The sequence below is a fragment of the bacterium genome (assembly GCA_026129405.1).
In the GTDB taxonomy this organism is placed as follows: domain Bacteria; phylum Desulfobacterota; class Binatia; order DP-6; family DP-6; genus JAHCID01.
The window spans coordinates 572,149-597,462 of sequence record JAHCID010000001.1 but is presented as its reverse complement, the minus strand read 5'-3'; the positions used below and the strand labels follow the sequence as shown (position 1 = coordinate 597,462).

The window sequence follows — 25,314 nt, the reverse complement described above, 5'->3', positions numbered from 1 at the left end:
CGTTCGTGCCCGGGGCCCTCGCAGGCGTGCGCGTGCTCGACTGCGCCGATCTCTCCGGCGCGTTCGCGGGTCGCCTGCTCGCGGCCATGGGGGCCGACGTCGTGCTCATCGAGCCGCCGGGGGGCAGCCCGCTGCGGGCGCTGCCGCCGTTCTGGGACGGCCTGCCGCCGGCCGACGCCAGCGTCTTCCATTGGTGCTACGCGGCGGGGAAGGGCAGCGTCGTCTGCGACCCGGCGACGCGCCCGGGCCGTGCACGCCTCGCACGGCTCGCGGCGGCGGCCGACGTCGTCGTCGAGACGGGACCGCCGGGCGGCACGCTCGCCCGGCTCGGGACGGCACACCCGCAGCTCGTCGTCGCCTCGATCACGCCGTTCGGCCAGACCGGGCCGTGGCGCGACTGGCGCGCGACGGACACCGTCGCGCAGGCGCTCGGCGGCATGCTCGCGGTGAACGGCGATCCCGGCGGTCCACCGCTGCGCATGGCCGGCCTCCAGGCGTACCATCAGGCGGGCATCCAGGCGGCGATCGGGATCGTCGCGGCGCTGCTCGCCCGCGACGCCGGCGGCACCGGCCAGCACGTGGACGTGAGCCTGCACGCGGCCGTCGCCGCCGCGCTCGAGCACGTGCCCGGCCTCTTCCACCAGGACGGCCGCGTCGCGCAGCGGCAGGGCACGTTGCACTGGACGCGGCACTTCCGCGTCGGACGCTGCCGCGACGGCTGGGCGCTGCACTGCACGCTCGGCGACTGGACGACGTTGCGCGAGTGGATGCGCGCCGACGGCATCGACGACCCCGGCCTCGACGACCCCGCGCTCGAAGCGCCGGCGGTGCGGCAGGAGCAGGCCGAGCGGCTCTTCGGCGCGCTCGACCGCTTCGCGGCCCGATACACCGTCGCGGAGCTGCACGAAGGCGCGCGGCTCCGCCGCTTGCCGTTCGCCGCGGTGCGGGCGCCGGAGGCGCTGCTCCACGACCCACAGCTCGCCGCGCGCGGCTTCTTCGTGCCGCTCGACCACCCCGGCCTCGGCCGCCGCCTGCCGTTCCCGGGGGCGCCGTTCCGCCTCGGCGACCTGCCATGGCGCACGGCACCGCCACCCGTTCCGGGCGCCGACGACGCCCGCGTCGCACGTGCGTGGGGTACTAGATAGCCATCTCGATGGCGTCGTCCATGCGCGGTGCGGCAGAGTCCGCGTCGTTCACGCGTTTTTTCTTGACGTGCAGCGTCGTGCTGCGGGAAGGATTCCGGTCCGGAGGTTTCCGGATGCACCGTCTCACCACGTTCTGTCGCGCGTTTGCGCTCCTCTCGGCCATAGGGGCGTGCAGCGCGCACGCCGCAGGCAACGTGACCGCACTCGTCTTCGGCGGCTCCCTGCGAGTGACGGGCGACGTCATCGACAACGCGATCCGCATCGGCCCCGGCGCCAACCCGGACGAGTTCGAGCTCGAGGGGCTGAACGGCACCACCGTCAACGGACTGGTCGTGACCACCGTCGCGGGCGTCGTCCGCAACGTGAAGATCGACCTCTCCGCCGGCAGCGACGAGCTCTACATCGAGGACGTGCTGATCCCCCGGAAGCTCGAGATCCTGACGGGCCCCGGGGCCGACGTCGTCGACCTCACCGACTGCGAGGTCGGCGACACCACCCGCATCGCCACCGGATCCGACGACGACAAGGTGGTGCTGAGCACCGACGTGTTCCAGGGCCGCTTGATCGTTCAGACCGACGCCGGCGACGACAGCATCAGCATCGACCTCGTGACCGCGGCCGATCGCGTGCGCATCGCGAACGGGCAGGGCGACGACGACGTCACCATCGGCGGCAGCTCCGAGTTCCGCTCCAAGGTGCGGGTGCAGGCCATCGCCGGCAACGACACGATCTCGATCGACGACGCGCTGTTCGGCGCCCCCGCGCAGTTCACCTTCGCCGGTGGCGACGACGGGGCCACGTTCACGAACGCCACCTTCGCAAGCCGTGTCCTCGTGAACGGCGGCGCGGGCATCGACAGCTTCACCGACGGCGGCGGCAACACCTTCGCGCTGGGCCTCAGCATGAAGAAGGTCGAGACGCTGCTGCCGTAGCCCACCGCGGCGTCCCCTGCTACAGGCGGACGCCGTGTCCACGTCCGGGGGCCCCGCCGCGCCGCTCGCCGGCGTCCGCGTGCTCGACTTCACGTGGGTCGTCGCCGGACCGGTCGCGACGCGCACGCTCGCCGATCTCGGCGCCGAGGTGATCCGCGTCGAGCGCCGCGACTCGCCCGACTTCGGCCGGCGCCGCGGCGGCCTCACCGGCACGCTGATGCGCGGCAAGCAGAGCGTCGTCGTCGACCTCGCACGGCCCGAGGGCCGCACCCTGGCGCGCCGGCTGGCCCTGCGCGCCGACGTCGTCGCCGACAACTTCAGCGCCCGCGTCATGCCGAGCCTCGGGCTCGACCGCGCGAGCCTCATGGCCGAGCGTCCCGACGTCATCACCCTGCGCATGACCGGCTTCGGGCTCGACGGCCCGGACCGCGACCACGTGAGCTACGGCCCCACGCTCCAGGCCCTGTGCGGCTTCCCGCACGCGATGGCGTTCGCGGCGGACGCCCCGATCGGTCCCGGCTACTCGTACTCCGACGTCGCCGCCGGCAACCTCGGTGCGCTCGCCGTGCTGGCGGCGCTGCGCCACCGCCGTCGCACCGGCGAGGGCATGGAGATCGACCTCGCGCAGTACGAAGCGCTGGCGGCGCTGCTGGGCCCGCTGCTGCTCGCGGAGGGACCGATCGGCGCGCTCGGCAACGCCTCGCCCGAGGCGCCCGGTGCGCCGCACGGCGTCTACCCGTGCGCCGGCGACGATCGCTGGATCGCCCTCACGGTGCTCGACGAGGTCGCGTGGCGGGGATTCGTCGCCGCGCTGGGCGCGCCGGCGTGGACCGCCGACCCGCGTTTCGCCACCGGCGCCGGTCGCCTCCGCCACACCGAGGCGCTCGACGCCCACGTCACGGCGTGGACGCGGGCGCAGGACGCCGACGCCGCGATGGCGCTCCTCCAGGCGCACGGCGTCGCCGCGGGCCGCGTCGCCGACGCCGCCGACCTCTGCACGCGAGACCCGCAGCTCGCCGCCCGCGGACACTTCACCCACGTCGCCACGCCCGACGGCGACACGGTGCGGGTCGACGGCCCGGGCTTCCGGCTCTCCGCCACGCCCGCCGCGCCGCGCGGCCCCGGCCCGCTGCTCGGCGAGCACACCGACGCCGTGCTGGCGCGCGTGCTGGGCCTCGACGCGGCGACCATCGCCGCGCTGCGCGCGGCCGGCGTGGTCGCGTGACGCTGCTGCGGCCGCTGCGCCTCCTCCTGCGCGCGATGACCGTCCTGGCGCTCGTCGCGCTCGCGGGCATGGGCGTCGCATGGGTCGTCGGCACCGCCTGGATCCGCGCCGCCGAGCCCGAGCCGTTGCGTCTGCCCGACGGCGTGCCCGGCACCCTCACCACCGTCGACGAGCGCGCCGTGCACGTGATCGACACCGGCCAGGGCGCCGCTGCGCCGCTCCTCCTCGTCCACGGCTTCGCCGGCAGCACGATGGACTGGGAGGAGCACGTCCTGGCGCCGCTCGCGGCCGCACGGCGCGTGATCGCCGTCGACCTCCTCGGCATGGGCTTCAGCGCCCGCGACGAAGGGCTCGCCTACGGGCCAGACCTCTGGACGCAGCAGCTGGTCGGCGTGCTGGACGTGCTGCGCATCCCGCGCGCCGCGGTCGCGGGCCACGCGCTCGGCGGCGCGCTGGCGGCCCGGCTCGCCACCACCCACCCCGAGCGCGTCGAGCGGCTGGTGCTGGTGTCGACGCTGGTGCCGATCCCCGAGTCCGAGCAGTCGTGGTGGCAGCGCGGCCTCGCGATCCCCGGCGTCGGCGAGCTCCTGCTCGGCCGAACGGCATACCTGCCCGAAGGCCCCGGCTTCGCGCCCGGCTACACGGCGCGCGCCGCCGCCATCTTCCGCATCGCCGGGACGCGCCCCGCGCTGCTCGGGTTCGTGCGCGGCGACGACCATCCCGAGCGGATCGCCGAAGCCTACGCACGCATCGCCGTGCCCACGCTGGCCATCCACGGCACCGACGACGACGTCTTCCCCTGGGAGGCGGCGCATCACTATCTCCCCCGCATCCACGACGCGCTCGTGCTGCCGCTCGACGGCGTCGGGCACTGGCCGCTGCGTGACGCGCCGGAGCGGGTGCTGGCGGCGATCGACGGCTTCTTCGACCCGCACGCCTCGCCGCCGTAGGACCAGGGCGAAAATCCACCGTTCGGTGGACGTTCCGCCGGCGCGCGTGCGTATCCTCGCGGCATGGCGACCCGCGCTCCTCGCCAGAGCGGACCTCGCGGCCCGCGCGGCGTGGTGACGTTCCTGCTGACCGACGTCGAGGGATCGACCGCGCTGTGGCGGCAGGGAGCGCACGCCGCCACCCAGCTCGCCCGGCAGGCGGAGCTGCTGGCGGCGGCGGTGGCGCGTCACGGCGGCGTGCGGCCCCTCGAGCAGGGAGAGGGCGACTCGCTGGTCGCGGTCTTCGACCGCCCGAGCGCGGCGCTGGCGGCCGCGCTCGAAGGGCAACGCCTGCTGGCCGCCGAGGCATGGCCGGACGCGACGCCCCTGCGCGTGCGCATGGCGCTGCACAGCGGCGAGGCGGTGGCGCGCGACGACGGCACCTACGGCGGCACGAGCATCATCCGCGCCGCACGGCTGCGCGACCTGGCGCGCGGCGGCCAGGTGCTGGTGTCGGGCGCGGCGGCGGCGCTGGCGCGCGAGCACCTGCCGGAGGGCGCCACGCTGGCAACGTGCGAGCGCGTGATCCTCGCCGGCTTCGACGACGAGGAGCAGGTCCACCAGCTCTGCCACCCGGCGCTGGAGACCGCCCTCGGTCCCCTGCGGCGGCCGCCCGGCGGCGCGCTGACGGCCTGGCCGACGCCGCTGATCGGACGCACCCGCGAGCGGGCCGAGCTGACCGCGCTGCTCGCGGAGGCGCGGTTGCTCACCGTCACCGGCGCCGGCGGATCCGGCAAGACGCGCCTCGCCCATGCCGTCGCCGCGGAGCGGGCGGGCGAGTGGCCCGACGGCGTCACCTGGGTCGAGCTGGCGCGGGTCGCCGACGGCGCCCAGGTGGCGGGCGCGATCGCGGCCGAGTGCAGCCTCGGAGTCGTCCCCGGCATGGCGCCGCTGGAGGTGCTTCGCCGGGCGCTCGCCGCCCATCGGCGGCTCGTCGTGCTGGACAACTGCGAGCACGTGCTCCCCGCCTGCGCCGAGGTCGCCGACGCCTTGCTGCGCGCGGCGCCCGGGGTGACCCTCCTCGCCACCAGCCGCGAGCCGCTCGGCGTCTCCGGCGAGGTGACCTGGCGCATCCCCTCGCTCGACCTGCCGCCCGACGCCGCCCGGGCGCCGCAGGAGCTGCTCGCCTTCGATGCCACGCAGCTGTTCGTCGAGCGCGCCCGCGCGGCGCAGCCCGACTTCGTGCTCGACGCCGGCAGCGCCGCGGCGGTGGCGCGCATCTGCCGGCGTCTCGACGGCATCCCCCTGGCGCTCGAGCTGGCGGCGGCGCGCCTGCGCGCGCTGCCCGCCGAGCGTCTGGCCGACGCGCTCGACGACCGCTTCCGCCTGCTCACCGGCGGAGCACGCACCGCGCTCGCCCGCCAGCGGACGCTGCTCGCCTCGGTCGAATGGAGCCATGCGCTGCTCGACGAGGACGAGCGTGTGCTCTTCCGGCGTCTCGGCGTGTTCGCCGCGCCGTTCGAGCTCGAGGCCGCCGAGGCGGTCACGACCGGCGACGACCTCGATCCCTACGGGACGCTCGATCTGCTCGGACGGCTCGTCGACAAGAGCCTGGTGCAGCCCGCCGACGGCCGTTTCCGGCTGCTCGAGACGCTGCGCCAGTTCGCGCTCGAGCGCGCGGCCGACGCCGACGAGCTGGTCGAGCTGCGCGACCGTCACCTCGCCTGGATGCGGCGCCGTGCCGCCCGCTGGGACCTCGAGCGCGAGGTCGCGACGCGCGCCATCCTGGCCGAGGTGTCGCGGGAGATGCCGGACGTGCTGCAGGCGCTGGAATGGTCGCTGGCGCCGGATCGCGCGCCGGCGATCGAGCTCCTGCGCGCAGTCGAGGAGTACGGCGACGACACCGGCAATCTCGGGAACGTGCGCGCCGTCGCGGCGCGCGTGCTGCCACGGTTCGCAGAGGGATCGGCGGCGTGGCTGGACGCGCTCGCGCCGATCGCGGTCGGGCTGTTCTTCAGCGGCGACGTCCACTGGATGCCGGCCGCGCAGGCGGCCCTGGAACGCGAGGGCGCCCGGCTGCGCCCGGAGCGGCGCACGCGGCTCGCCGGCGCGCTCGGAAACGCCGCGCTCTATCGCGGCCGCCCCGAAGCTCTGGCCGCCATGCGCGCGGCCATCGAGGACGCTCGCCAGACGGGCACCCGTGCCGCGGAGCTCGAGGCGACCACGAACCTGGCGGTGCACCTCGCGGTCATCGGCGCCCACGTCGAGGTGCGCCCGCTCGTGGCATGGCTCGATCGCCACATGCCGGCGGACGCGCGGCGACACCGTACGGTCGACGCGGTACATGCGCTGACGGCGCTGTACGGCGGCGAGTTCGCGGCCGCGCGGCGCATCGTCATGCCGTCGCCGGGCATGGCCGGCGACCACGTCGGCGCCTCGATCGGGGCGCTGCTGGCCATGTGGACCACCGACGCCGGGCTCCTGGCCTGGGCCGAGCGCGAGATCGACCGCTTCACGGACGGCTTGTTCGTCGGCCTGCGTCACCAGATCCGCGGCTTGATTCCGCTGCTGGCCGGCGAGCCCGCGGCGGCCATCGCGCATCTCGAGGCGGCGAAGCACGCGCCGAGCCTCGCCAACCACGTCCTGTGGGCACAGATGCTCCTCGCCGAGGTGCATCTCGCGCTCGACGGCCCCGACGAGGCCGCGGAGATCGTCGCCCACATCGCAGCGCAGATCGAGGGCGGCGAGCTCCCGCTCATCGCCGTCGAGACGGGGCTGTGCGCCGCCGAGATCGCGCGCCGGCGGGGCGAGCCGATGCGCGCCGAGACGCACGCGCACGCCGCCCTCGCGCGGGCCGCCGGCAACGACCTGCGCCTCGCCGCCATCGATGCGCTCGAGACCCTGGTCGTGCTCGCCGCCGACGCGGGTGACGCGGCGCTGGCCGGCCGCCTGCTCGGCACCTGTGACGAGTTCCGACGACGGGCGGGCTACCGCTGGGTGCCGCTCCATCGGCACCGCACGCTCGAGGCGCTGCGGCCGGGTCTCGAGCCGATGCACCTCGCCGAGGGCGCGGCGCTCCCGCTCGCCGACGCGATCGAATACGCGCAGCGCGGGCGAGGCGAGCGCGGCCGGCCCGCCCTGGGCTGGGAGAGCCTGACGCCGAGCGAACGACGCGTGGTCGAGCTGATCGCCGCCGGCCTGCCCAACAAGGCGATCGCCGCGAAGCTGTTCGTCAGCGTCGCGACCGTCAAGACGCATCTGCTCCATGTCTTCGGCAAGCTCGGCATGCGCACACGCGCCGAGCTCGCCGGCGCCGCCATCCGACGCGCCGGCGAGAGGGAGTGACGACGATGCCACACCTGCCCGCGCCCACCCTGCTCGACGACACCGATCCGACCTTCTGGCAGGACGCCCACACGCCGCTGCGCGAGGCCCGCGAGCGGCATCCGCTCGCGCGTCTCCAGGCGATCGCGGCATGGGCGGTGCTGCGTCACGCCGACGTCGAGCGGCTGTTCACCGACCCCCGTCTACGGACCGCCTACACCGGCTTCAACGAGGGCGCGCTCGAACGGGTGCTGGGCGGCTTCCTCGCGGCGAGGGAAGGGGCGGACCATTCGCGGCTGCGCGCGCTGGTGATGCGCGCCTTCACGCCCCGTCGCATCGAGCTCGCCCGACCCTTCGTGCGTGCGGCGGCACGGCGACTGATCGACGCGCTGCCCGCCGGACGGCCGGTCGACTTCCAGGCGGCGGTCGCCGACCCGCTCGGGGCGCACGTCATCGCCCGCATCCTCGGCGTTCCGGAGGGCGACGAGGCGGTGTTCGGCGCCTGGACGGGGGGCCTCATGGCGGGCATGTCGCCGCTCGCCGACGCCGGCGTGCGGGCCGCCGCGGAGGCCGACGCCGTCGCGCTGCGGGCCTATCTCGGCGACCTCGCCGCGCGCCGGCGGAGCCGTCCGGGCGACGACCTGCTCGACGCCCTCGTCGCGGCCGAGGCCGACGGCCACCGCCTGTCGCCGGAGGAGCTGCGGGACGTGGTGATGAGCCTGATGCTCGGCGGCCACGAGACCGTGCGCAGCGTGCTCACCGTCACCACCTGGCTGGCGCTGGCGCATGCGGGAACACTGGAGCGCCTGCATCGCGAGCCGGAGCGCATCCCAGGGGCGGTCGAGGAGGTGCTGCGCTACGAGCCGCCCCTCCTCGGCGCACCGCGCGTGACGACCGAAGGGCTCGAGATCGGCGGCGTCGCCATCCCGGCCGGGGCGCGGGTGTTCCTCGAGATCGCCGCCGCCAACCGCGACCCGCGTCGGTTCACGGACCCCGACCGCTTCGACGTCGGGCGCGACGCGACCCACCATCTCGGCTTCGGCCGCGGCCCGCACTTCTGCGTCGGCGCCGCGCTGGCGCGGACCGAGGCGCAGGAGCTGCTCGCCGTCCTTTGCGAGGACCCGACGGCGCTGGCGCTCGTCGAGCCGCCGCGCTGGCAGGCGTTCTCGCCGGCCCGGCGCCTCGAGACCCTGCGGGTCCAGCGCAGCGTCAGCGGGCGATGAGGCGCCGCGCCTGCGCCGCCGCCGCCGCGCCGCCGAACGGCCGAGCGCGGCCGGGCTCCGCGCAGCGGCTCCCGCCGGCCCCGGCTTGCCTCGCGCCGCGCGGCGCCGCTACCCTGACGCCCATGCCCGGTCGCAACCGCGCCGTCGTCTCCGTCATCGGACGGGACCAGAAGGGCGTGGTCGCCCGCGTGTCCACCTACCTCGCCTCGACCAACATCAACATCGAGGACATCGAGCAGCGCGTGATGGAGGGCCTCTTCATCATGACCATGCTGGTCGATCTCACCGAGCTCGGCTGCACGCTCGACGAGCTCGTCGATGGGCTGAAGAAGATCGGCGAGGAGATCAACATGGAGGTGAAGCTCCGGCTGGCGGGCGGTCCGCCGGAGCGCAAGCGCGTCGCCGTGCTGGTGACGAAGGAGCCGCACTGCCTCGAGCAGCTGCTGCGCGACCGCGACGCCGGGCTCCTCGACGGCGACATCGTCACGGTGCTCTCGAACCACGAGGTGCTGGAGCCGCTCGCGACCTCGCACGGGCTGCCGTTCGCGTGGTTCCCGTCGACGGACAAGGCGGCGCACTTCGACTGGCTGCTGGATCGCCTCGTCGCCGCCAAGCCCGACCTCGTCGTGCTCGCGCGCTACATGCAGATCCTGACGCCGAAGGTGATCGACAAGTTCCCCTTCCGCATCATCAACATCCACCCGTCGCTGCTGCCGTACCACCCGGGCTCGAACGCCTACAAGCAGGCGTGGGAGGAGGGCGTGCGCGTCTCGGGCTGCACCGCGCACTTCGTCACCGAGCAGCTCGACGCGGGGCCGGTCGTGCTCCAGGACGTGTTCCACATCCGCGTCGGCGAGGACACGCTCGACGAGGTGCGGGCGCGCGGCCAGGCGCTCGAGGGCAAGGTGCTCTCGCAGGCGGTGCAGCTCTTCCTGAACGACCAGCTGGTGGTGAAGGACAAGAAGGTGATCTTCCGTCCCGGACGCTTCACCGGCGCCGGCGAGCAGAGCTGAGCCCCTCGTGCCGCCGGACGCGCCGCTGCCCGTCCTCTGGCACTTCCGGCTCTCGCACTACAACGAGAAGGCGCGCTGGGCGCTCGACTGGAAGGGCGTGCCGCACGCGCGGCGCATGCTCCTGCCGGGCTGGCACATCGCGCCGCTCCTCCTGCGCACCGGCCAGAAGCAGGTGCCGGTCCTGGTGCTCGACGACCGCACCATCCCCGACTCGACGGCGATCATCGCGGCGCTGGAGTCGCGCTGGCCCGACCCGCCCCTCTACCCCGCCGACCCCGACGCCCGCCGGCGCGCGCTCGAGCTGGAGGACTGGCTCGACGTCGAGCTCGGGCCGCACGTCCGCCGCGCCGCCTTCCATCGCGCCCTGCCGCACGCGGACTTCGCCTGCGCGCTCTTGACCGGCGGCACGTCGCGCACGCGGCGCGCGCTCTACCGCGCCACGTTTCCGTTGACGCGGGTGCTGATGCGCTTCGACATGGGCATCGACGACGCCCGCGCCGCCGACAGCCGGACGCGGACGCGCGCCGCCATGGATCGTCTCGCCGGGCTGGTCGGTCCGAGCGGCCATCTCGTCGGCGACGCGTTCAGCGTGGCCGACCTGACGGCGGCGGCGCTGCTGGCGCCGCTCGTCGGACCTGCCGAGTTCCCGTACCCCTGGCCGGACGGCGAACCCGAGGCGTTGCAGGCGCTGCGCCGCGAGGCGCGGGCGCACGCGATCGGTGCCTGGGTGCTCGAGACCTACGCGCGCCATCGGCCGGCGAGCTGCGCCGTCGCCGACGGCTGAGCGCACGGCGGCGGCGGCGCGTCACGCCACGCCGTGGGCGGCGGCGAGCAGGTCGATCGGATGCTCGACCCGCACCGGCATCCCCGCCGCGATCGCCCCGGCGCGCATCTGGAGCAGGCAGCCCGGATTCGCAGCGGCGACCACGTCGGCGCCGCTCGCGCGCACGCAGCCGAGCTTGCGCTCGAGGAGCCGCCGCGCCATCGCGGGCTCGGTCAGGTTGTACGTGCCGGCGCTGCCGCAGCAGAGCTCGGACTCGGGCAGGTCGACGAGCGCGACGCCGTCGATCGTGCGCAGGAGCGCCCGCACCTCGGCGCGCACGCCCTGACCGTGCGCCAGGTGGCAGGGGTCGTGCACGGCGAGGCGGGCGGGCAAAGCGGCCGTCGGCGCGGGCAGGCCCACCGACGCCAGCAGCGCCAGCGCGTCCCGCGACTTCTCCGCGACGCGCGCCGCGCCCGCGTCGTCCGGCAGCAGGTGGGGCAGCTCGCGCAGCAGCGCGCCGCAGCCGGCGGCGTTGCTGACGACCCAGTCGGCGCCGGTGGCGGCGAGGGTCGCGGCGAGGGCGCGGGCGAGCCGCCGCGCCCGCTCGGCGTCGCGCGAGGTGGAGCGGCAGCGCCCCGCAGCAGCCCTGCGCCGGCGGCACCAGCACGCGCAGCCCGGCGCGCTGGAGCAGCCGCGCGGTGCGGACGTTGGTAGCACCGAACAGCGTCTCCGCCACGCAGCCCGTCACGAGCACGGCGGTGCCGCGCGGCGTGCCGTGCGGCTCGAGGACGGACGGCAGCGATGCGCCCGCGGGAGGTGGCAGCGCCGCGGCGAAGGCGCCGGCGCGGCCGAAGCCCGCGCCCACCGGGCGCCGGCGACCAGCCGCGCGGGAGCCAAGAGGAGCCGGCGCAGCCCGCGCGTCGTCAGCACGCGGCCGAGCACGCGGCGCAGGACGCGCGCCGGCGCGGGCCGGAAGCCCTCGAGCCAGGGACGCGCCGCCTCGATGAGCTGGCCGTACGGCACCCCCGACGGGCAGGCCGTCTCGCAGGCGCGGCAGCCGAGGCAGAGATCGAGGTGACGGCGCACCTCGGGCGACGGCGCGAGGCGGCCCTCCTCGAGGCCGCGCAGCAGGGCGACGCGGCCGCGCGGCGAGTCGGCCTCGGTGCCGAGCTCGACGTACGTCGGACACGCGGACTGGCACAGCCCGCAGTGCACGCAGGTGAGGAGCTTCTCGGTCGCCACGAAGCGCACGTCGGCCGACTCTACGCGAAGGCGCGGGCGTCGGGCGAATCGCCGTCGCGTCGACGGGTTGCGAGGGGCGGAACGGCCATGGGGCGACCGCCGTGCGGCGGCCGCCCCATGTCGACGATCCCGGGGGGGCCGGGACCGTCCGCCGTCGGCGGGCGTCCATCGACCCGCCTGGGCCCGGAGACCCAGTGCGCGAGGCTCCCACGCGACCGTTCCTGCGGGAACGCGGCCATGTGCCCCGAGGCACTTTTCCGACTGCGCCCCTAGTGCCCGAGGGCACGCAGTGTCCGGGCACGGCCGATCCACCTTGCGTCGAGAGAGCCGCCCGTGCGAACTGCGCCCCCCATGAAGATCGGGGTATCGTTCGCCAACGCGGGTCCGTTCGCGTTCCCGGAGGCGCTCGTCCATCTCGCCCAGACCGCCGAGCGCGCGGGCGTCGAGTCGCTGTGGTCGGTGGAGCACGTCGTGATCCCGGTGGGCTACCAGTCCGCCTACCCGTACGACCGCTCCGGGAAGATGCCCGCCCCGGAGAACGTCCCGATCCCCGATCCGCTCCTGCCGATGGCCTACGTCGCCGCGGTGACGAAGACCATCCGCGTCGGCACCGGCATCCTGATCCTGCCGCAGCGCCACCCGCTCTACGTCGCCAAGGAGGCGGCCACGCTCGACGTGCTGTCGAAGGGCCGCGCCTTCCTCGGCATCGGCATCGGCTGGCTCGAGGAGGAGTTCGACGCGCTCGGCATCCCGTTCGGCGAGCGCGCGGCGCGCACCGCCGAGACCGTGCGCGCCATGCGCTCCCTGTGGAAGCCCGAGCCGGAGCCCTTCGAGGGCAAGTTCTTCCGCTGGGGGAGGCTCGAGTCGAACCCCAAGCCCGTCCAGGATCCGTTTCCCATCCACGTCGGCGGCCACACCGACCTCGCCGCGAAGCGCGCCGCGCGTTTCGGCGACGGCTTCTTTCCCGGCGTCGCCGACGTCGAGTCGCTGCGCCGGCTCCTCGGCGTCATGCGTGCCGAATGCGAGCGCATCGGCCGCGACCCGGCGTCCATCGAGGTCACGGGCGCCGGCTGGCGTCTCCAGCCCGACGACGTCCGCCGCATGGCGGACGCCGGCGTCCACCGGCTCGTCGTCCCGCCGCCCGCGTTCGACCCGGAGGGGATCGAGCGCGGGTTCGCGAAGCTGCACGAGAAGCTGATCGCGAAGCGCTGACGCGCGCCGCGTGGGCTAGAAGTCCTCGGCCAGGCGGGCCAGCTGCTCGCGCGCCCGGGCGATCGAGGCCTCGAGCGCGGCGCCGCCGAACTCGTCCTGCTCGACCGCGACGACGCGCGTGTCGGTGATGCCCATGAAGCGCAGCACCTCGCGCAGGTGGAGATCGGCGAAGTTGCGGCCGGCGTTGCGGCCGCCGTCGACGTAGCCGCCGTCGCCCCGGGCAGTGACGATGAGCGCGCGGACGTCGCGCAGGAGGCCGGCGTAGGGCTTGGGCGAGGCGGTGGGGTCGAACGCGAACGTGCGGCCGACGCGGACGACCTGATCGATCCACGCCTTCAGCGCGCTCGGCATGCCGAAGTTGTACATCGGCGTGCCGATGACGAGGCGCTGCGCGGCGCGCAGCTCGTCGACCAGGACGTCGCTCGGCGCGAGCGCGCCGCGGGCGGCGTGAAGGCGGCGGCGATCCAGGCCTCGGTGACGTGGGGGATCGGCTCGCGCCCGACCTCGCGGTGGACGACGGTCGCCGCGGGACGGCGTGCCCGCCAGGCGTCGACGAGCTCGCCGGCCAGCCGGCGGCTGTGCGAGTCGAGGCGCGGGCTGGCGTCGATGTGCAGCAGGTTGGTGTCCATGCGGTGAGGGTGCGGCCGATGGGCCCATGGGTCGAATCGATCGTTGCAATGGGAGGTCATTCGTTTGGAGAATGATCGCATGGCCCGCCTGCCGGCGATCAACGCGAACCTCCTCGTCGCTCTCGGGGCGTTGCTCGAGCACGACGGCGTCGGCGCCGCCGCACGTGCGGTCGGCCTGTCGCAGCCGGCCATGAGCAACGCCCTGGCGCAGCTCCGCGCGCTCCTCGGCGATCCGCTGCTCGTACGCGCCGGCAACCACATGCGACGCACGCCGCGTGCCGAGGCCCTGCGCGAGCCCTTGCGGGCGGGCCTCGCGGCGCTCGAAGGCGTGCTGACGCCGCCTGCCGCATTCGATCCGGCCCGCTGCGACGAGGCGTTCCGGATCGCGATGGCCGACCTCGCCGAGCTGGCGCTCGTGCCCCCGCTCCTGGCCCGCCTGCACGCCCAAGGCACCGCGCGCGACGCTGCAGGTGCTGCCGGGCCCGCTGCTCGACGTGGCCGCCGGCGTGGCCGACGGCTCGCTCGACGCCTCCGTCGGCATCGTCCGCGACGTGGCCGCGGCGCCGGGCCTCCACGTCCAGCGGCTGTTCGCGAGCCGGCTCGTCGGCATCGTCCGCCGCCGCCACCCGGCGCTGCGCGCCGGCCGCATCACGCTGCGCGACTACGTGGCGGCCGACCACGTCGTCGTCACCGAGCGCCCGGGCGCGTCGGGGGCGGTCGACGAGGAGCTCGCGCGCCGCGGCCTGCGGCGGCACGTCGCGGCGCGCGTGCCGCGCGCGCCGCTGGTCCCGCCCCTGATCGCCGCCTCCGACCTGGTGGCGGCGGTGAGCGACGACATCGCCGCCCCGTACGCGCGCCTGCTGCCGCTCGAGATCTTTCCGCTGTCCGTCCCGCTGCCCGTGGGCCGCGTCGCGCTGGTGTGGCACGAGCGCACGGCCCACGATCCCGCGCGTGCCTTCCTGCGCCGGCTGATCGGCGAGGCGGCGGCGGACCTGCGCCGCGTGCCGCCGCTCAGCCGCCGGCGAGCGCGCGCTCGATCCGCCTGACGGCGTCGTTCGCCTGCCCCTGGAGCCCGCCCGAGCAGCCCGTCCCGACCTTGCCCTTCTTCTCGAGCTTCGCGATCTGCTTCACGAACTTCTTGAGGCCCTTGCGCGCCTTCCGGAGGAGCGCCTTCCGCTTCTTCGTGCTGGCGGTCGCGGCCTTGGTGACCAGCCCACCTGCCTTCTCGAAGCCCCTCCGGCTCGGCGGGGTGTCGCCGCAGGCGGTGGGCAGCGCGCGCGCGAACGCGCAGGCGGCGCCGGGAACGCCGGTGCGATCGGTGTGCGCACAGCCGCCCGGGGCCTCGCAGGTGTCGTCGAAGCAGGGATCACCGTCGTCGCAGTCGAGCGGCGCGCCGCCGCCGGTGCAGACGCCCGCGGTGCAGGTCCCGCGCTGGGTGCAGACGTCGTCGCCGCACTGCGTGCCGTCGGCGAAGAGGCAGGCGGCGTTGCAGCACTCGGAGCCGTCGTCGCAGTCCTCGCCCGGGTCGAGCTCGCCGTTGCCGCAGCAGGGCTCCGAGGTGATCGAGCCGAGGTTCGGCACGACGTCGGTCGCGTTCTCGATGTTGCCCACGACCGCCGCGATGTTCACCCCGTTCGGGGCCTGCGCCGGCGACAGCGGAATCGTGACCGAAAGGCTCTGCGTCGCGAAGACCACCGGCACGTCGACCCGCTCGGTGGTGTCGATGATGCGCATCGTCGTGGTACCCGTCTCGGCGTCGTAGGCGTACAGGTCGACGAGCAGCTCGATGCCGAGGCCCGAGACCGCGCCGGCGGGATTCGAGTCGTCGGTGCGCGACGCCGCCCCGGTGGCCGGGTCGCGGTCGACGTCGATGTCGATGGCGCCGTAGACGGCGTTCGAGAGGAGGCTCGGCGGCGCGGTGATGGGCGCCGAGAAGTCCAGGCGGATGGTCAGGGAGGTGCCGCTCTGACAGGCGGAGAGCCCGACGAGGTCCACGCCCGGATACTCGCCGAAGTCGTCGCCGAGCGGATCGATCGCCGCGGCGGCGACGCTCGCCAGCAGGGCGAGGGCAGGGACGACTCCGGTCATTCGCATCGGCAACGCTCCTCGACGGGGCGCCGGACGCGGTCGCACCCGGCGTCGTGGTACCGACGCCGTGTTCCCTGGACAAGGCGCAGAGGCCCGGGCGTCCGCCGCGTCGATGGATGCGCCGCGGTCAGGGGGCCGGCGTGCAGCGCAGGTCGGCCCGGCGTCCGGCCTGGAACGTTCGCGCGCACGCGCCGCCGACCAGCTGGGCGCCCCGACCCACGACGATCCCGCCGCCGGGCGCGAGCACCTGCGCGCGGACCTGCGCCGCGGCCCCGATCCGCACGCTCGCCGGCGACGTTCCGCCGGCCCGCAGGCGGGGGGGCGCCGCGCCGGTGGCGGGCCCGATGCGCGCCGCTCGGCCGATGCGCATCGGGCCGGCGACGTCGATCGTCGCCCCGGCCGCGCCCTGCGCGCTGAGGACGGCGGCGCGGCCGAGCTCGAGGCCGCAGAAGACGTGCCGGCCCGGCGCGAGGAGGAGGCGGGAGCGGCTCGCCATGCGCAGCACGCCATGGGTGCCGGCCGGCAGCGTGCGGTCGGCGTCGCCGCGCGCTACGGTGACGTCCGCGGCCGCGGGGTCGCACGCCAGCGCCGGCACGGTGCACGCGACCGCGGGCGGCGCCGCGGAGGTCACCACGCCGTCGACGCCCGCGCTCCGTCGCCGCTCGAGCGCGGCGGCGTCGACGTCGAACACGCGGCTGCCGCCGCCGAGGACGACCTCGGCGCCGGCCAGCAGCGTGCCCGCTCCCAGCCGCGCACGGGCTCCGATCTGCGCGCGCCCGCCTTCACCGGTCGCCAGCACGTCCGCGTCGACGCTGCGCACGCGGCCGCCGAGGACGACGCGCTCCGCGGCCGAGAAGCTGCACGAGGCGCCGCCGTCGCGCAGGCAGGCGACCGCCCCGTTCTGCACCAGATTCGCGAGCCCGCACACGCGCGAGCGCGGGTAGTACGGACCCATGACGGCGGCGGCGGCGTCCGGGTTGCGCTCGTACGGGACGTACTGGCAGCCCTGCTCGAAGCCGTCGGCCGGGACCATGTTGCGGAAGTAGAGGCTGTGCGGCGTCGCCGGCAGGTCGGCCGAGAAGGGCAGAAACGTCGCGCCGGCGATGCGCTCGATGCGCGCGCGCTGCGACTCGGTGCCGACGACGTAGGTGTAGAAGCCGTCGGCGTCGAGCGGCGTGATGTCGTCGTGGCGGCAGCCGTAGTCGACGGAGCCGTCGGGCAGACGGTTCGCGACGAGCGGGAAGGTGAGCCGCAGCTCGCCGCTCGGACCCAGGCTGAAGAACGTGTAGGTGCACATCGACCAGTAGCGCACGTCCCACCGGCCCGGCGCCGGCCACGGCGCCGGATGCAGCCCGGGCGGCTGGCGCGGCGCCTTGCCGCGGATGACGATCACGTCGCGCTCCGGCGGCGGCACGATGCCGGTCGCGCCGACGTAGGCCGAGTCGGCATTGGGAAAGCCGCCGACGGACTCCTCGTTGGGCGGACGATAGAACCACCGCTCGCCGGGCAGCGTGTCGGCACGGTCGAGGCGCGCCGTCGTCGCCCCACCGCCCGGCCCGGCGCCCACGCCGCTGCCGCCCCGGTCCGCGCCGCCGCCGGCGTCGGCAGCGCTGCCGAGCCGCGCCAGCACCGCCACGTCGGCCGGCGTCGCGGACGCCGGCGTCGCACGGCAGGCCGGCACCTCGCGCGACTCGCCGCCGCGATGGAACCTGACCCGCGGCAAGGGGATGCGGCTGAAGTCGCTGTAGTCCGCGCCGGTCGCGCCGCCGGCGGGAAGGTAGATGCGATAGATGACCCAGCCGGGGTTGCCCTCCGGGGTGCCCACGGGCGACAGCGGCATGGTGTTCGGCTGTCCGGACGCGGCGTCCTGGCGCAGCGTCACGGTGAAGCGGCCGCCCGGCGCCGCCGGCTCCTGCCACGGATTCACGCTCCCGGGGTCGGGCATGAACTGGTAGTCGGCGAGCGACGAGCCGACGCCGTTGGCCACGAACGGGCTGCCCGACGACGGCTTGTCCGTGTAGACGTTGAGCGAGGCGTAGCGCGCGTCGGCGTAGACGCCGGAGATCTCGATCCGCAGGCCGTCCTGGACGGTGAAGGGCATCACCCAGTACGAGGCGATCGAGTCCGGATAGAAGACGTTGTTGGCGCCGGGCGCGACCAGGAACGGCCAGTCGCAGGGCGGGATCAGGATCTCGGCCCGCACCGTGCCGGCGAGCGCCGCCAGCGCGACCAGCGTCAGGCGTCCCGCGGTGCGCAGGCGGGCCGCGCCCCGCCGCATGGCCCGGATCACGCGTCACCCCGCCGCGAACGCGGCGCACGGGCGGCTTTCGCCGGCCTCTTCGGCGCCGTCTCGGGCGCCGGCCTGCCGCCGTCGAGCGCGCGCACCTTGCCGCGCCGGTCGAGCGCGCCGCTCGCCCAGATCGCCACCGCCGTGCGCAGAGCGTCGTGCCGCGAGACGCGGAGGCGATCCGCGAAGTCCGGCCGCATGACCTCGCGCAGGATGACGGCGAGGACGTTGAGCGCGATCTCGGCGTCCAGATCGCGACGCAGCACCGGGCGCAGCAGCGCCGCCCCGCGCTCGCGGCGCTGGAACCCGACCTCGCGGAAGCGCTGCCACGCGGCCGGATAGTCGGTCTTCAGGTCGCGCAGGAAGACGGGCGACAGCGACGCCTGGGCGCGCGACCAGGTGTCGAGCCAGTGCATGAACTGGCCGAAGCCGCCGCGGCGGGCCTCGGGGTCGGGCTCGGCCGCCTCGGCGGCCGCCAGCTCGACCGCCCAGCGATCGACGCAGGCGAGCGCGAGCGACTCCTTCGAGGCGAACTGCGCATAGAGCGTGGAGGCGCTCATGCGGAGCTCGGCGGCGAGCTCGCCCATCATCACCGCGCGGATCCCGACCTGCTTCGCACGGGCGCAGAAGAGGTCGAGGATCTGTCGGCGGACCTGCTCGGGATCGAGGCGGGGACGGCGCTTGGCTCCAGGCGTCGGCGGCACGCCTGGAGTAATATGAGTGCCCAAAAATTACCGTCAAGGACGAAATGCGCGGAACGGTCCGCGCCGGCCCTCAACGGCCGCCGAGCGCGCGCGTCAGGTCTTTGGTGAGGTTCTTCTGGTGCGCCTCGAGCGTGCCGCCGCCGATCTCGAGCAGCTTCGCGTCACGCCACAGACGCTCGACGGGGAACTCGCGGCAGTAGCCGGCCCCGCCCATGACCTGCATCGCATAGTCGGCGCACAGCTTGCCGACCGGGGCCGCGAAGAGCTTCGCCGCGTCGGAGCCGATGCGGGCGCGGCGGTCGGGCGCGACGTCGCGGGCGACGTTGTAGGTGAGCGCCTTCGCGGCCTCCATGGCGGCGTAACCGTCGGCGACGTAGCGCTGGATCTGGCCGTGCTCGGCGATCGGCTTGCCGAACGTCCGGCGCTCGGTGGCGTAGCGGAGCATGATCTCGACGCAGCGCTCCGCGATGCCGACGCTCATCGCGGCGAGCGTCAGGCGCTCCATCTCGAGGTTGCGCATCATGTGCACGACGCCGCCGCCGATCTCGCCGAGGAGGTTCGCCGCCGGCACGCGACAGCCGTCGAACACCAGCTCGGCCATCGTCGAGCCGCGCATGCCGAGCTTGTCGATGTGGTTCGAGGTCGAGAAGCCGGGGCAGTCGCGGTCGACGACGAAGGCGGTGACCTTGCCGTCGACCTTGGCGTAGACGAGGAAGCAGAAGCCGTCGCAGCCGTTGGTGATGTAGGTCTTCGTGCCGTCGAGCACCCAGGCGTCGCCGTCGCGGCGCGCGGTGGTGCGCATGCCGAGGACGTCGGTGCCGGCGCCGGGCTCGGTCATGCCCATGCCGGCGATCCACTCGCCCGAGAGGACCTTCGGCAGGTAGCGCGCGCGCTGGTCCGCGTCGGCGCAGTGGTGGAAGTTGTTCACGAACAGGATCGCGTGCGCGAGGTACGCGAGGCAGAAGCCGGGATCGTACTTCGACAGCTCGTGGTGGACGATCACCGCCGCGACCGCGTCCATGCCCGCGCCGCCCTGCTCGATCGGCACGGTGATGCCGAGGAGGCCGAGGTCGCCCATGCGGCGCATGAGCGCCGTGTTCAGCGTGCCCGAGGCGTCGTGCGCGGCGGCCTGCGGATCGACCTCGTCGCGCGCGAACGCGGCGACCGTCCGGCGCAGCAGACGGTGCTCCTCGGTCGGGTCGAAGAGGTCGGCGGCGGGCGGGACGGCCATCGCGCGAGACTGGCACCCTCGCCGCCACGGTTCAACGTTGCGCGGCGCGCTCCGCGCGGCGCCGGTTGTAGCGCAGGGACGACACCCAGGAGAGGCCGATGAAGCCGGCGCCGACGAGACCGGTCACGACCTCGGGCACGTGGGTCACGGTCTGGAGAAACATGATCGTGCCCAGCGCGATGATCGCCCAGAACGCCCCGTGCTCGAGGTAGCGATACTCGGCGAGCGTCCCCTCGTCGACGAGCATGATGGTCAGGCTGCGCACGAACATCGCGCCGATGCCGAGGCCGATGGCGATGACGAAGAGGTTGTTCGACAGCGCGAACGCCCCGATGACGCCGTCGAAGCTGAAGCTCGCGTCGAGCACCTCGAGATAGAGGAACGACGCGGCGCCCGAACGCGTCACCTCCGCGCCCGCCTCCGGCTCGCCGAGGAGCGCGGAGACGCCGTCGACCGCGATGTAGGTGAGGAGCCCGGCGATGCCCGCCGTGACGAACGTCAGGCGCTCGCCCTCGTGCAGCCAGCCCGAGATCGCCCACAGCAGCGCCAGCACGACGCCGATCTCGACCGCCTCGATGCGCCCGAGCCGCGCCAGCGGCGCCTCGACCATGCCGATCCAGTGGACGTCCTTCTCCTTGTCGAAGAAGTGCGAGAGCCCGACCATGGCGAGAAAGGCGCCGCCGAACGCGGCCACCGAGACGTGCGCGCTGGTGAGCGTGCGCGAGTAGGCGTCGGGGTCGGTCGCGGCCATCACCAGCGCGGCCCACGGGCTGATGTCCGCCACGACGGCGACGATCACCAGCGGGAAGACGATGCGCATGCCGAACACCGCGATGGCGATGCCCCAGGTGATGAACCGCCGCCGCCAGACCGCGTCCATCTGCCGGAGCACCGTCGCATTCACGACCGCGTTGTCGAACGAGAGCGACACCTCGAGCACCGCGAGGACGCAGACGATGAAGAGCGTCGACAGGGTGCCGGCCGCGGTTCCCGACGCCTCCCAGCCGACGAAGGCCCCTAGGGCGAGCCCGGCGAACGTGACGATGATCGAACCGCGGAAGTAGCGCATGGCGAGCGTGCGCGCGTACCACACGCGCCCGGGCGGCGGAACCGGCGTCTCGAGCGAACCGCCCCGGGGGGCTGCGGTCGCCGGACCTAGCGCGCGGCCGGCCCGCCGCCCAGCGACAGGTGCCGCGCCCAGCCCAGGGCGAGGGTGCGCTGGGCGGTGTCGAGCCGGCGCGCGACGGCGGCGTGCTGCGACGCCGCGAAGGTCGCCATCAGGTCCCGGTCGCGCCGGTGGACGAGCGCGCCGGGCCGCCCGAGATCCGCCCCGCCGCTGGCGCCGGCCGGGTGGCATCCGGCGCAGTGGGCCGTCCACACGGGCTCGGCCGCGGCCGCGTCGAAGGTCGGATGCGCGAGCGTCCAGAGATGTGCGACCAGGTCCCAGCGCTGCTGCACCGACAGGCTCTGCGCCCACTCCGGCATGCCGCCGCGGCGCCGGCCGACGGTGATCATGAGGAAGAAGTCCATCGGCGTCTCGACACGCATGAAGGTCGGGTCGGTGAAGTCGGCGGGCGTCAGGCCCGCCTCGCGGGCGTCGGGGCCGTCGCCGCGGCCGAGCGCACCGTGGCAACCGGCGCAGTTGTCTGCGAACAGCTCGCGGCCGCGCGCCGCCGACGGCTGCTCCGGTGGCAGGTGCTCGGGCACGACGCCCGTGCGCGCCGTCACCGCCGCGGCCAACGCCTCGATCCGGTCGGGCGCGTCGAAGCTGCCGATCGGGGCGTCGAGATGGCGCTGCACCGCGGCGATCCCTTCGGGTGGAATCCAACGCACGCGGTCGTTGATGTTGCGCAGGTCGGCGAGCAACATCTGCGCCTCCGCGATCTCGGCCGGATACTCGAGCTCCTCGCCGCCCTCGAACGCCTCCAGGTACTCGACGCGGATGGCGGCGACGAGGTCGAGCATGCGGCGGGCGTCGTCCTCGGGCGCGGCGGCGGCGAGCCGCGCGAGCACCAGCAGGAGCACCCACGCCGCGCGCGTCACAGCCCGCCCACGAAGCGACCGGGCGCGAAGATGCCGTCCGGATCGAACGCGGCCTTGACGCCGCGCATGAGCGCGAGACCGTCGCCCGGATCGCCCCAGCGGTCGAGGTCGGCGGCCGCGGCCGGCTCGGCCCGATGGACGACGCACGTGCCGCCCCGCCGCTCGGCCGCCGGACGCAGGCGGGCGACGAGGGGCGCCACGTGCTCGGCGCGCGCCACCGCGACGCGCACGACGCCGCTCGCCGCATGCGCGAGACAGCGCACGGCGGTCCCGCCCGCGCGCGCCGCCGTCTCGACCTCGCCCAGGACCGCGCCGGTCGACGCCGGCAGGTCGGCGAGCCGCAGGATGGCCGCCGCCGGTTCGCCGTCGAACGCCCCGAGACGCGCGCGCAGCCCCTGCGCCGTCGGCGACCCCGACGACGCGGCATCCCTGCGCCTCGGCGACGCGCCGCGCGCCGCCGACAACGCAGCTCGGCGGCGATGCCGAAGCCGACCGCCACGGCGGCACCGTCGCCCGGCCCCTCGGCGAGCCCGCCGGCGCCCGCCGCCTCCAGCCACAGGGGCTCGACCGCGTCGCGGATGGCGAGCGCGATGTTCCCCGCCTCGCGTCCGGAGCGACAGGCCACCACGATCGCGGTCTCGCCCGCGGGCCGCGGCCGCACCTTGAACGTCGCCTCCACGAGCACGCCGACGGTGCCGAGCGCGCCGACGTGCAGCTTCGGCAGGTCGTAGCCGGCGACGTTCTTCACCACCCGCCCGCCGCCCGCGACGAGGACGCCGCCCGCGCCGACCACCCGCAGGCCGAGGAGCAGGTCGCGCACCGTCCCCTGCGAGGCACGCAGCGGCCCCGACAGGTTCGCGGCCAGGAGTCCGCCGACGGTGGTGCGCTCGGGCCGCGGCGGATCGAGCGGCAGCCACTGTCCCGCCGACGCGAGCGCCGCCTGGAGCGCGGGCAGCGAACACCCGGCCTCGACCGTGACGGTCATGTCCGCGGCCTGGTGGTCGACGATGCGCCCCAGCCGCTCGAGCCGCACGAGGACCTCGAGCCGGCGGGGCGCGGCGCCGACGTCGAGATGGCCGCCACTTCCGCTGGCGACCAGCGGCGCGCGCTCCGCGACGATGGCGCGCAGCTGGTCGGCGTCGCCGGGACACACGACCGCCGGCGGCACGACGCCGCCGACCGCGTCGCCGGCCCGGCCGTCGCGAACATGCTCCGCACCGACGATCGCCGCCCACTGCTGCATGGCTCGCGACGGGGGCGTACCCGGACCCGTCCGGGCTGTCCAGCACACCTTGCTGGCAATCCTTCCGTGGCGTGCTATCGGAGCCCCACACCATCCACCACGAGGGGGAGAAACGCGATGTCCCAGCCCGCCTTCGGTCCGACGACGCTCCGCAACCTCCTCCACGACCACTGGGGGTGGCTGCTGGCGCTCGGCATCGTGCAGATGATCGCCGGCGTGCTCGCCGTCGGCGCACCGGTGATCGCCACCGTCGCCGTCGCCGTGTTCCTCGGCTGGCTCTTCATCTTCTCGGGCGTCTTCCAGCTGATCCACGCGTTCCGCGTGCGCGGCTGGCAGGGCTTCGCCCTCCACGTCCTCGGCGGCGTGATCTATGCCGTGGCGGGGCTCGTGCTCGTCGGAACGCCGATGCAGGGCGCGCTCACGCTGACGCTGCTGCTCGCCATCTTCTTCGTCATCGAGGGCGTCCTGCGCTGCATGCAGGCGCTGCGCCTGCGTCCCGGCCATCACTGGGGCTGGTTCCTCCTCGGCGGCCTCTCCGGCATCGTCCTCGGGGTGCTGATCTTCTCCGAGTGGCCGACCTCGGGGACGTGGGCGATCGGGCTCATGGTCGGGATCAACCTCATCCTGAGCGGCAGCACGCTGGCGTCCCTCGCCATGACCGTGCGCAAGGCCCCGACCGGGGCACCGGACGCAGCCCCCGTCCATCCCTGACCGCGGGGGAGGAGCCCGCGTCCACGACCTACGACAGCCGGCAGCGGGTCGAGCCCGCGGGTGGCGTTCCCTGCCTCGAATCGGGCTGCCTTTACCATGGGGCCACCCATGATTAGGCGTGCCTTTATCATGGGGCGGTTCTCGTCCATTGATAAAGGCAGCCAGGGCCATGGGTAATCGACCGGATATCCAGCGTCCATCAACCAGGGCGGGCACTTATGTCCGCCAACCCACCGGGTACCGGGCTTTCGTCCCCGCGGCTCTCCCTCCCCGACCGCCGGTTCATCTCGAGAGCCTGCACCCGCTCCTGTCGAAGGCGGATCGCGCCCTCGGACGCCTCGACGGCTCCATCCAGACGCTGCCGAACCCCGACCTGTTCGGCTTCATGTACGTCCGTAAGGAAGCCGTCCTGTCCAGCTAGATCGAGGGCACACAGAGCTCGCTGCAGGACGTGCTCTCCGCCGAGGCGCGGATACTGGGTCACGACGGGCCCGGCGACGTGGCCGAGGTACTGAACTACATCGCGGCGATGAACCACGGACTCGCACGCCTCGGAGAGCTTCCGCTCTCGGTGCGACTCATCCGGGAGATCCACGCGAAGCTCCTCCCCGGAGGGCGAGGCTCGCGCCTCACCCCCGGCGAGCTTCGCCAAAGCCAGAATTGGATCGGGCCCTCCGGCTGCACCCTCGCCGATGCGGCCTTCGTCCCGCCACCGCCACATGAGGTCCCCACGGCGCTCGGAGCCCTCGAGGCGTTCCTCCACCAGAGCGACGCGCTACCGCTGCTCGTGAAGGTCGGGCTCGCGCATGCCCAATTCGAGACCATCCACCCGTTCCTCGACGGCAATGGTCGCGTCGGCCGGCTGCTGATCACGTTCCTGCTGTGCGAGCGCAACGTCCTCGGGAAGCCGGTCCTCTACCTGTCGCACTACTTCAAGCGACATCGGCAGGAGTACTACGACCATCTCCAGGCGGTGCGGGACCGGGGAAGCTGGGAGGACTGGCTCCGGGTCTTCCTGCGCGGCGTCGACGAGGTCGGCGCCCAGGCGACCGAGACGGCGCGACGCATTCTCGCGCTGCGCGAGGAAGACCGGCTGCGCATCACGCACGGCCTCGGGCGCGCCGCCGGGAACGGACATCGCGTCCTCGATCACCTGTACGAGTTCCCGATCGTCTCGGTGCGTGAGGTACGACAGCTCACGGGCACGACGTCGCCGGCCGCGAATCAGCTCGTCACGCGGCTCGTCGAGCAGGGGATCCCTGAGCGAGTTCACGGGCCAGCGACGCAATCGGCGCTTCCGCTACGCCCGCTACATCCGCCTCTTCGACGACGCCGGGTCCGAGCCCACCTGAGGCGCTCCGCACGGTCGC

At 74.5% G+C, this 25,314-nt stretch carries 20 protein-coding genes and 4 pseudogenes; 13 read left to right on the top strand and 11 right to left on the bottom strand.

All coding sequences use genetic code 11. From position 1 onward, the window contains the following. The first annotated feature begins 5 nt into the window (after positions 1-5). The 8 genes from KIT14_02735 (at position 6) to KIT14_02700 (ending at position 10,575) form a co-directional block, all read left to right on the top strand. Positions 6-1,145, top strand: coding sequence for a CoA transferase (locus KIT14_02735; GenBank protein ID MCW5889446.1), 1,140 nt, complete (start codon positions 6-8; stop codon positions 1,143-1,145). A 113-nt stretch (positions 1,146-1,258) separates the two neighbouring features. After that, positions 1,259-2,077 (top strand): hypothetical protein, encoded by an 819-nt coding sequence (locus KIT14_02730; GenBank protein MCW5889445.1) that lies wholly within the window; start codon positions 1,259-1,261, stop codon positions 2,075-2,077. A gap of 34 nt (positions 2,078-2,111) precedes the next feature. Continuing rightward, the gene (locus tag KIT14_02725) at positions 2,112-3,302 is read left to right on the top strand and encodes a CoA transferase (GenBank protein MCW5889444.1); all 1,191 of its coding nucleotides are present in this window, start codon (positions 2,112-2,114) and stop codon (positions 3,300-3,302) included. Then, positions 3,299-4,252 (top strand): alpha/beta hydrolase, encoded by a 954-nt coding sequence (locus KIT14_02720; protein MCW5889443.1) that lies wholly within the window; start codon positions 3,299-3,301, stop codon positions 4,250-4,252. The genes KIT14_02725 and KIT14_02720 overlap by 4 nt, the downstream gene beginning before the upstream one ends. A 111-nt stretch (positions 4,253-4,363) precedes the next feature. Beyond that, positions 4,364-7,576 (top strand): hypothetical protein, encoded by a 3,213-nt coding sequence (locus KIT14_02715; GenBank protein ID MCW5889442.1) that lies wholly within the window; start codon positions 4,364-4,366, stop codon positions 7,574-7,576. Between the two features lie 5 nt (positions 7,577-7,581). Further along, positions 7,582-8,778: a cytochrome P450 gene (locus KIT14_02710; GenBank protein ID MCW5889441.1), complete on the top strand. Its 1,197-nt coding sequence runs from the start codon at positions 7,582-7,584 to the stop codon at positions 8,776-8,778. 122 nt (positions 8,779-8,900) lie between these two features. After that, positions 8,901-9,791 carry an ACT domain-containing protein gene (locus KIT14_02705; GenBank protein MCW5889440.1) on the top strand — a complete coding sequence of 297 codons (891 nt, stop codon included), beginning with the start codon at positions 8,901-8,903 and terminating at the stop codon, positions 9,789-9,791. Positions 9,792-9,798: 7 nt separating this feature from the next. Next, positions 9,799-10,575 carry a glutathione S-transferase N-terminal domain-containing protein gene (locus tag KIT14_02700; GenBank protein MCW5889439.1) on the top strand — a complete coding sequence of 259 codons (777 nt, stop codon included), beginning with the start codon at positions 9,799-9,801 and terminating at the stop codon, positions 10,573-10,575. A 21-nt stretch (positions 10,576-10,596) separates the two neighbouring features. Here KIT14_02700 and KIT14_02695 read toward each other — a convergent pair whose 3' ends face one another. Next, positions 10,597-11,271 (bottom strand): (Fe-S)-binding protein, encoded by a 675-nt coding sequence (locus KIT14_02695; protein ID MCW5889438.1) that lies wholly within the window; start codon positions 11,269-11,271, stop codon positions 10,597-10,599. 27 nt (positions 11,272-11,298) lie between these two features. Next, positions 11,299-11,805, bottom strand: a complete 507-nt coding sequence (locus KIT14_02690) for a 4Fe-4S dicluster domain-containing protein (protein MCW5889437.1) — start codon at positions 11,803-11,805, stop codon at positions 11,299-11,301. A gap of 342 nt (positions 11,806-12,147) precedes the next feature. Between KIT14_02690 and KIT14_02685 the strand changes: the two genes are divergently transcribed. After that, positions 12,148-13,008 carry an LLM class F420-dependent oxidoreductase gene (locus KIT14_02685; GenBank protein ID MCW5889436.1) on the top strand — a complete coding sequence of 287 codons (861 nt, stop codon included), beginning with the start codon at positions 12,148-12,150 and terminating at the stop codon, positions 13,006-13,008. A gap of 15 nt (positions 13,009-13,023) precedes the next feature. Here the strand turns inward: KIT14_02685 and KIT14_02680 are convergent. Then, positions 13,024-13,637, bottom strand: a pseudogene (locus tag KIT14_02680) (NAD(P)H-dependent oxidoreductase). 79 nt (positions 13,638-13,716) lie between these two features. On the opposite strand from KIT14_02680, the pseudogene KIT14_02675 reads away from it, so the two are divergent. Both KIT14_02675 and KIT14_02670 read left to right on the top strand, forming a co-directional pair. Further along, positions 13,717-13,920 (top strand): annotated as a pseudogene (locus tag KIT14_02675) (LysR family transcriptional regulator). A 187-nt stretch (positions 13,921-14,107) separates the two neighbouring features. After that, a complete protein-coding gene (locus KIT14_02670) occupies positions 14,108-14,683 on the top strand; it encodes a hypothetical protein (GenBank protein ID MCW5889435.1) in 576 nt (191 codons plus the stop codon). On the opposite strand, the gene KIT14_02665 is transcribed toward KIT14_02670, so the two are convergent. The 8 genes and pseudogenes from KIT14_02665 to KIT14_02630 all read right to left on the bottom strand — a co-directional run bounded on the left by KIT14_02665 (position 14,649) and on the right by KIT14_02630 (position 23,233). Next, positions 14,649-15,731, bottom strand: coding sequence for a hypothetical protein (locus KIT14_02665; protein ID MCW5889434.1), 1,083 nt, complete (start codon positions 15,729-15,731; stop codon positions 14,649-14,651). The two genes, KIT14_02670 and KIT14_02665, sit on opposite strands and share 35 nt — an antisense overlap. Positions 15,732-15,852: 121 nt before the next feature. Then, on the bottom strand, positions 15,853-18,003 hold the full coding sequence (locus tag KIT14_02660; protein MCW5889433.1) for a hypothetical protein: 2,151 nt from the start codon (positions 18,001-18,003) through the stop codon (positions 15,853-15,855). An 8-nt stretch (positions 18,004-18,011) separates the two neighbouring features. After that, a complete protein-coding gene (locus tag KIT14_02655) occupies positions 18,012-18,716 on the bottom strand; it encodes a TetR/AcrR family transcriptional regulator (GenBank protein ID MCW5889432.1) in 705 nt (234 codons plus the stop codon). Positions 18,717-18,786: 70 nt separating this feature from the next. Next, the gene (locus KIT14_02650) at positions 18,787-19,947 is read right to left on the bottom strand and encodes an acyl-CoA dehydrogenase family protein (GenBank protein ID MCW5889431.1); all 1,161 of its coding nucleotides are present in this window, start codon (positions 19,945-19,947) and stop codon (positions 18,787-18,789) included. Between the two features lie 31 nt (positions 19,948-19,978). After that, on the bottom strand, positions 19,979-21,016 hold the full coding sequence (locus tag KIT14_02645; protein MCW5889430.1) for a DUF475 domain-containing protein: 1,038 nt from the start codon (positions 21,014-21,016) through the stop codon (positions 19,979-19,981). Positions 21,017-21,102: 86 nt separating this feature from the next. Further along, positions 21,103-21,972: a cytochrome c gene (locus tag KIT14_02640; GenBank protein ID MCW5889429.1), complete on the bottom strand. Its 870-nt coding sequence runs from the start codon at positions 21,970-21,972 to the stop codon at positions 21,103-21,105. Between the two features lie 14 nt (positions 21,973-21,986). Further along, the gene (locus KIT14_02635; GenBank protein MCW5889428.1) at positions 21,987-22,454 is read right to left on the bottom strand and encodes a hypothetical protein; all 468 of its coding nucleotides are present in this window, start codon (positions 22,452-22,454) and stop codon (positions 21,987-21,989) included. Between the two features lie 305 nt (positions 22,455-22,759). Then, positions 22,760-23,233: pseudogene (locus KIT14_02630) on the bottom strand (FAD-dependent oxidoreductase). Between the two features lie 117 nt (positions 23,234-23,350). Here KIT14_02630 and KIT14_02625 point away from each other — a divergent pair. Then, a complete protein-coding gene (locus KIT14_02625; protein MCW5889427.1) occupies positions 23,351-23,944 on the top strand; it encodes an HdeD family acid-resistance protein in 594 nt (197 codons plus the stop codon). Between the two features lie 169 nt (positions 23,945-24,113). Beyond that, positions 24,114-25,296 (top strand): annotated as a pseudogene (locus KIT14_02620) (Fic family protein). Positions 25,297-25,314 lie beyond the last annotated feature (18 nt).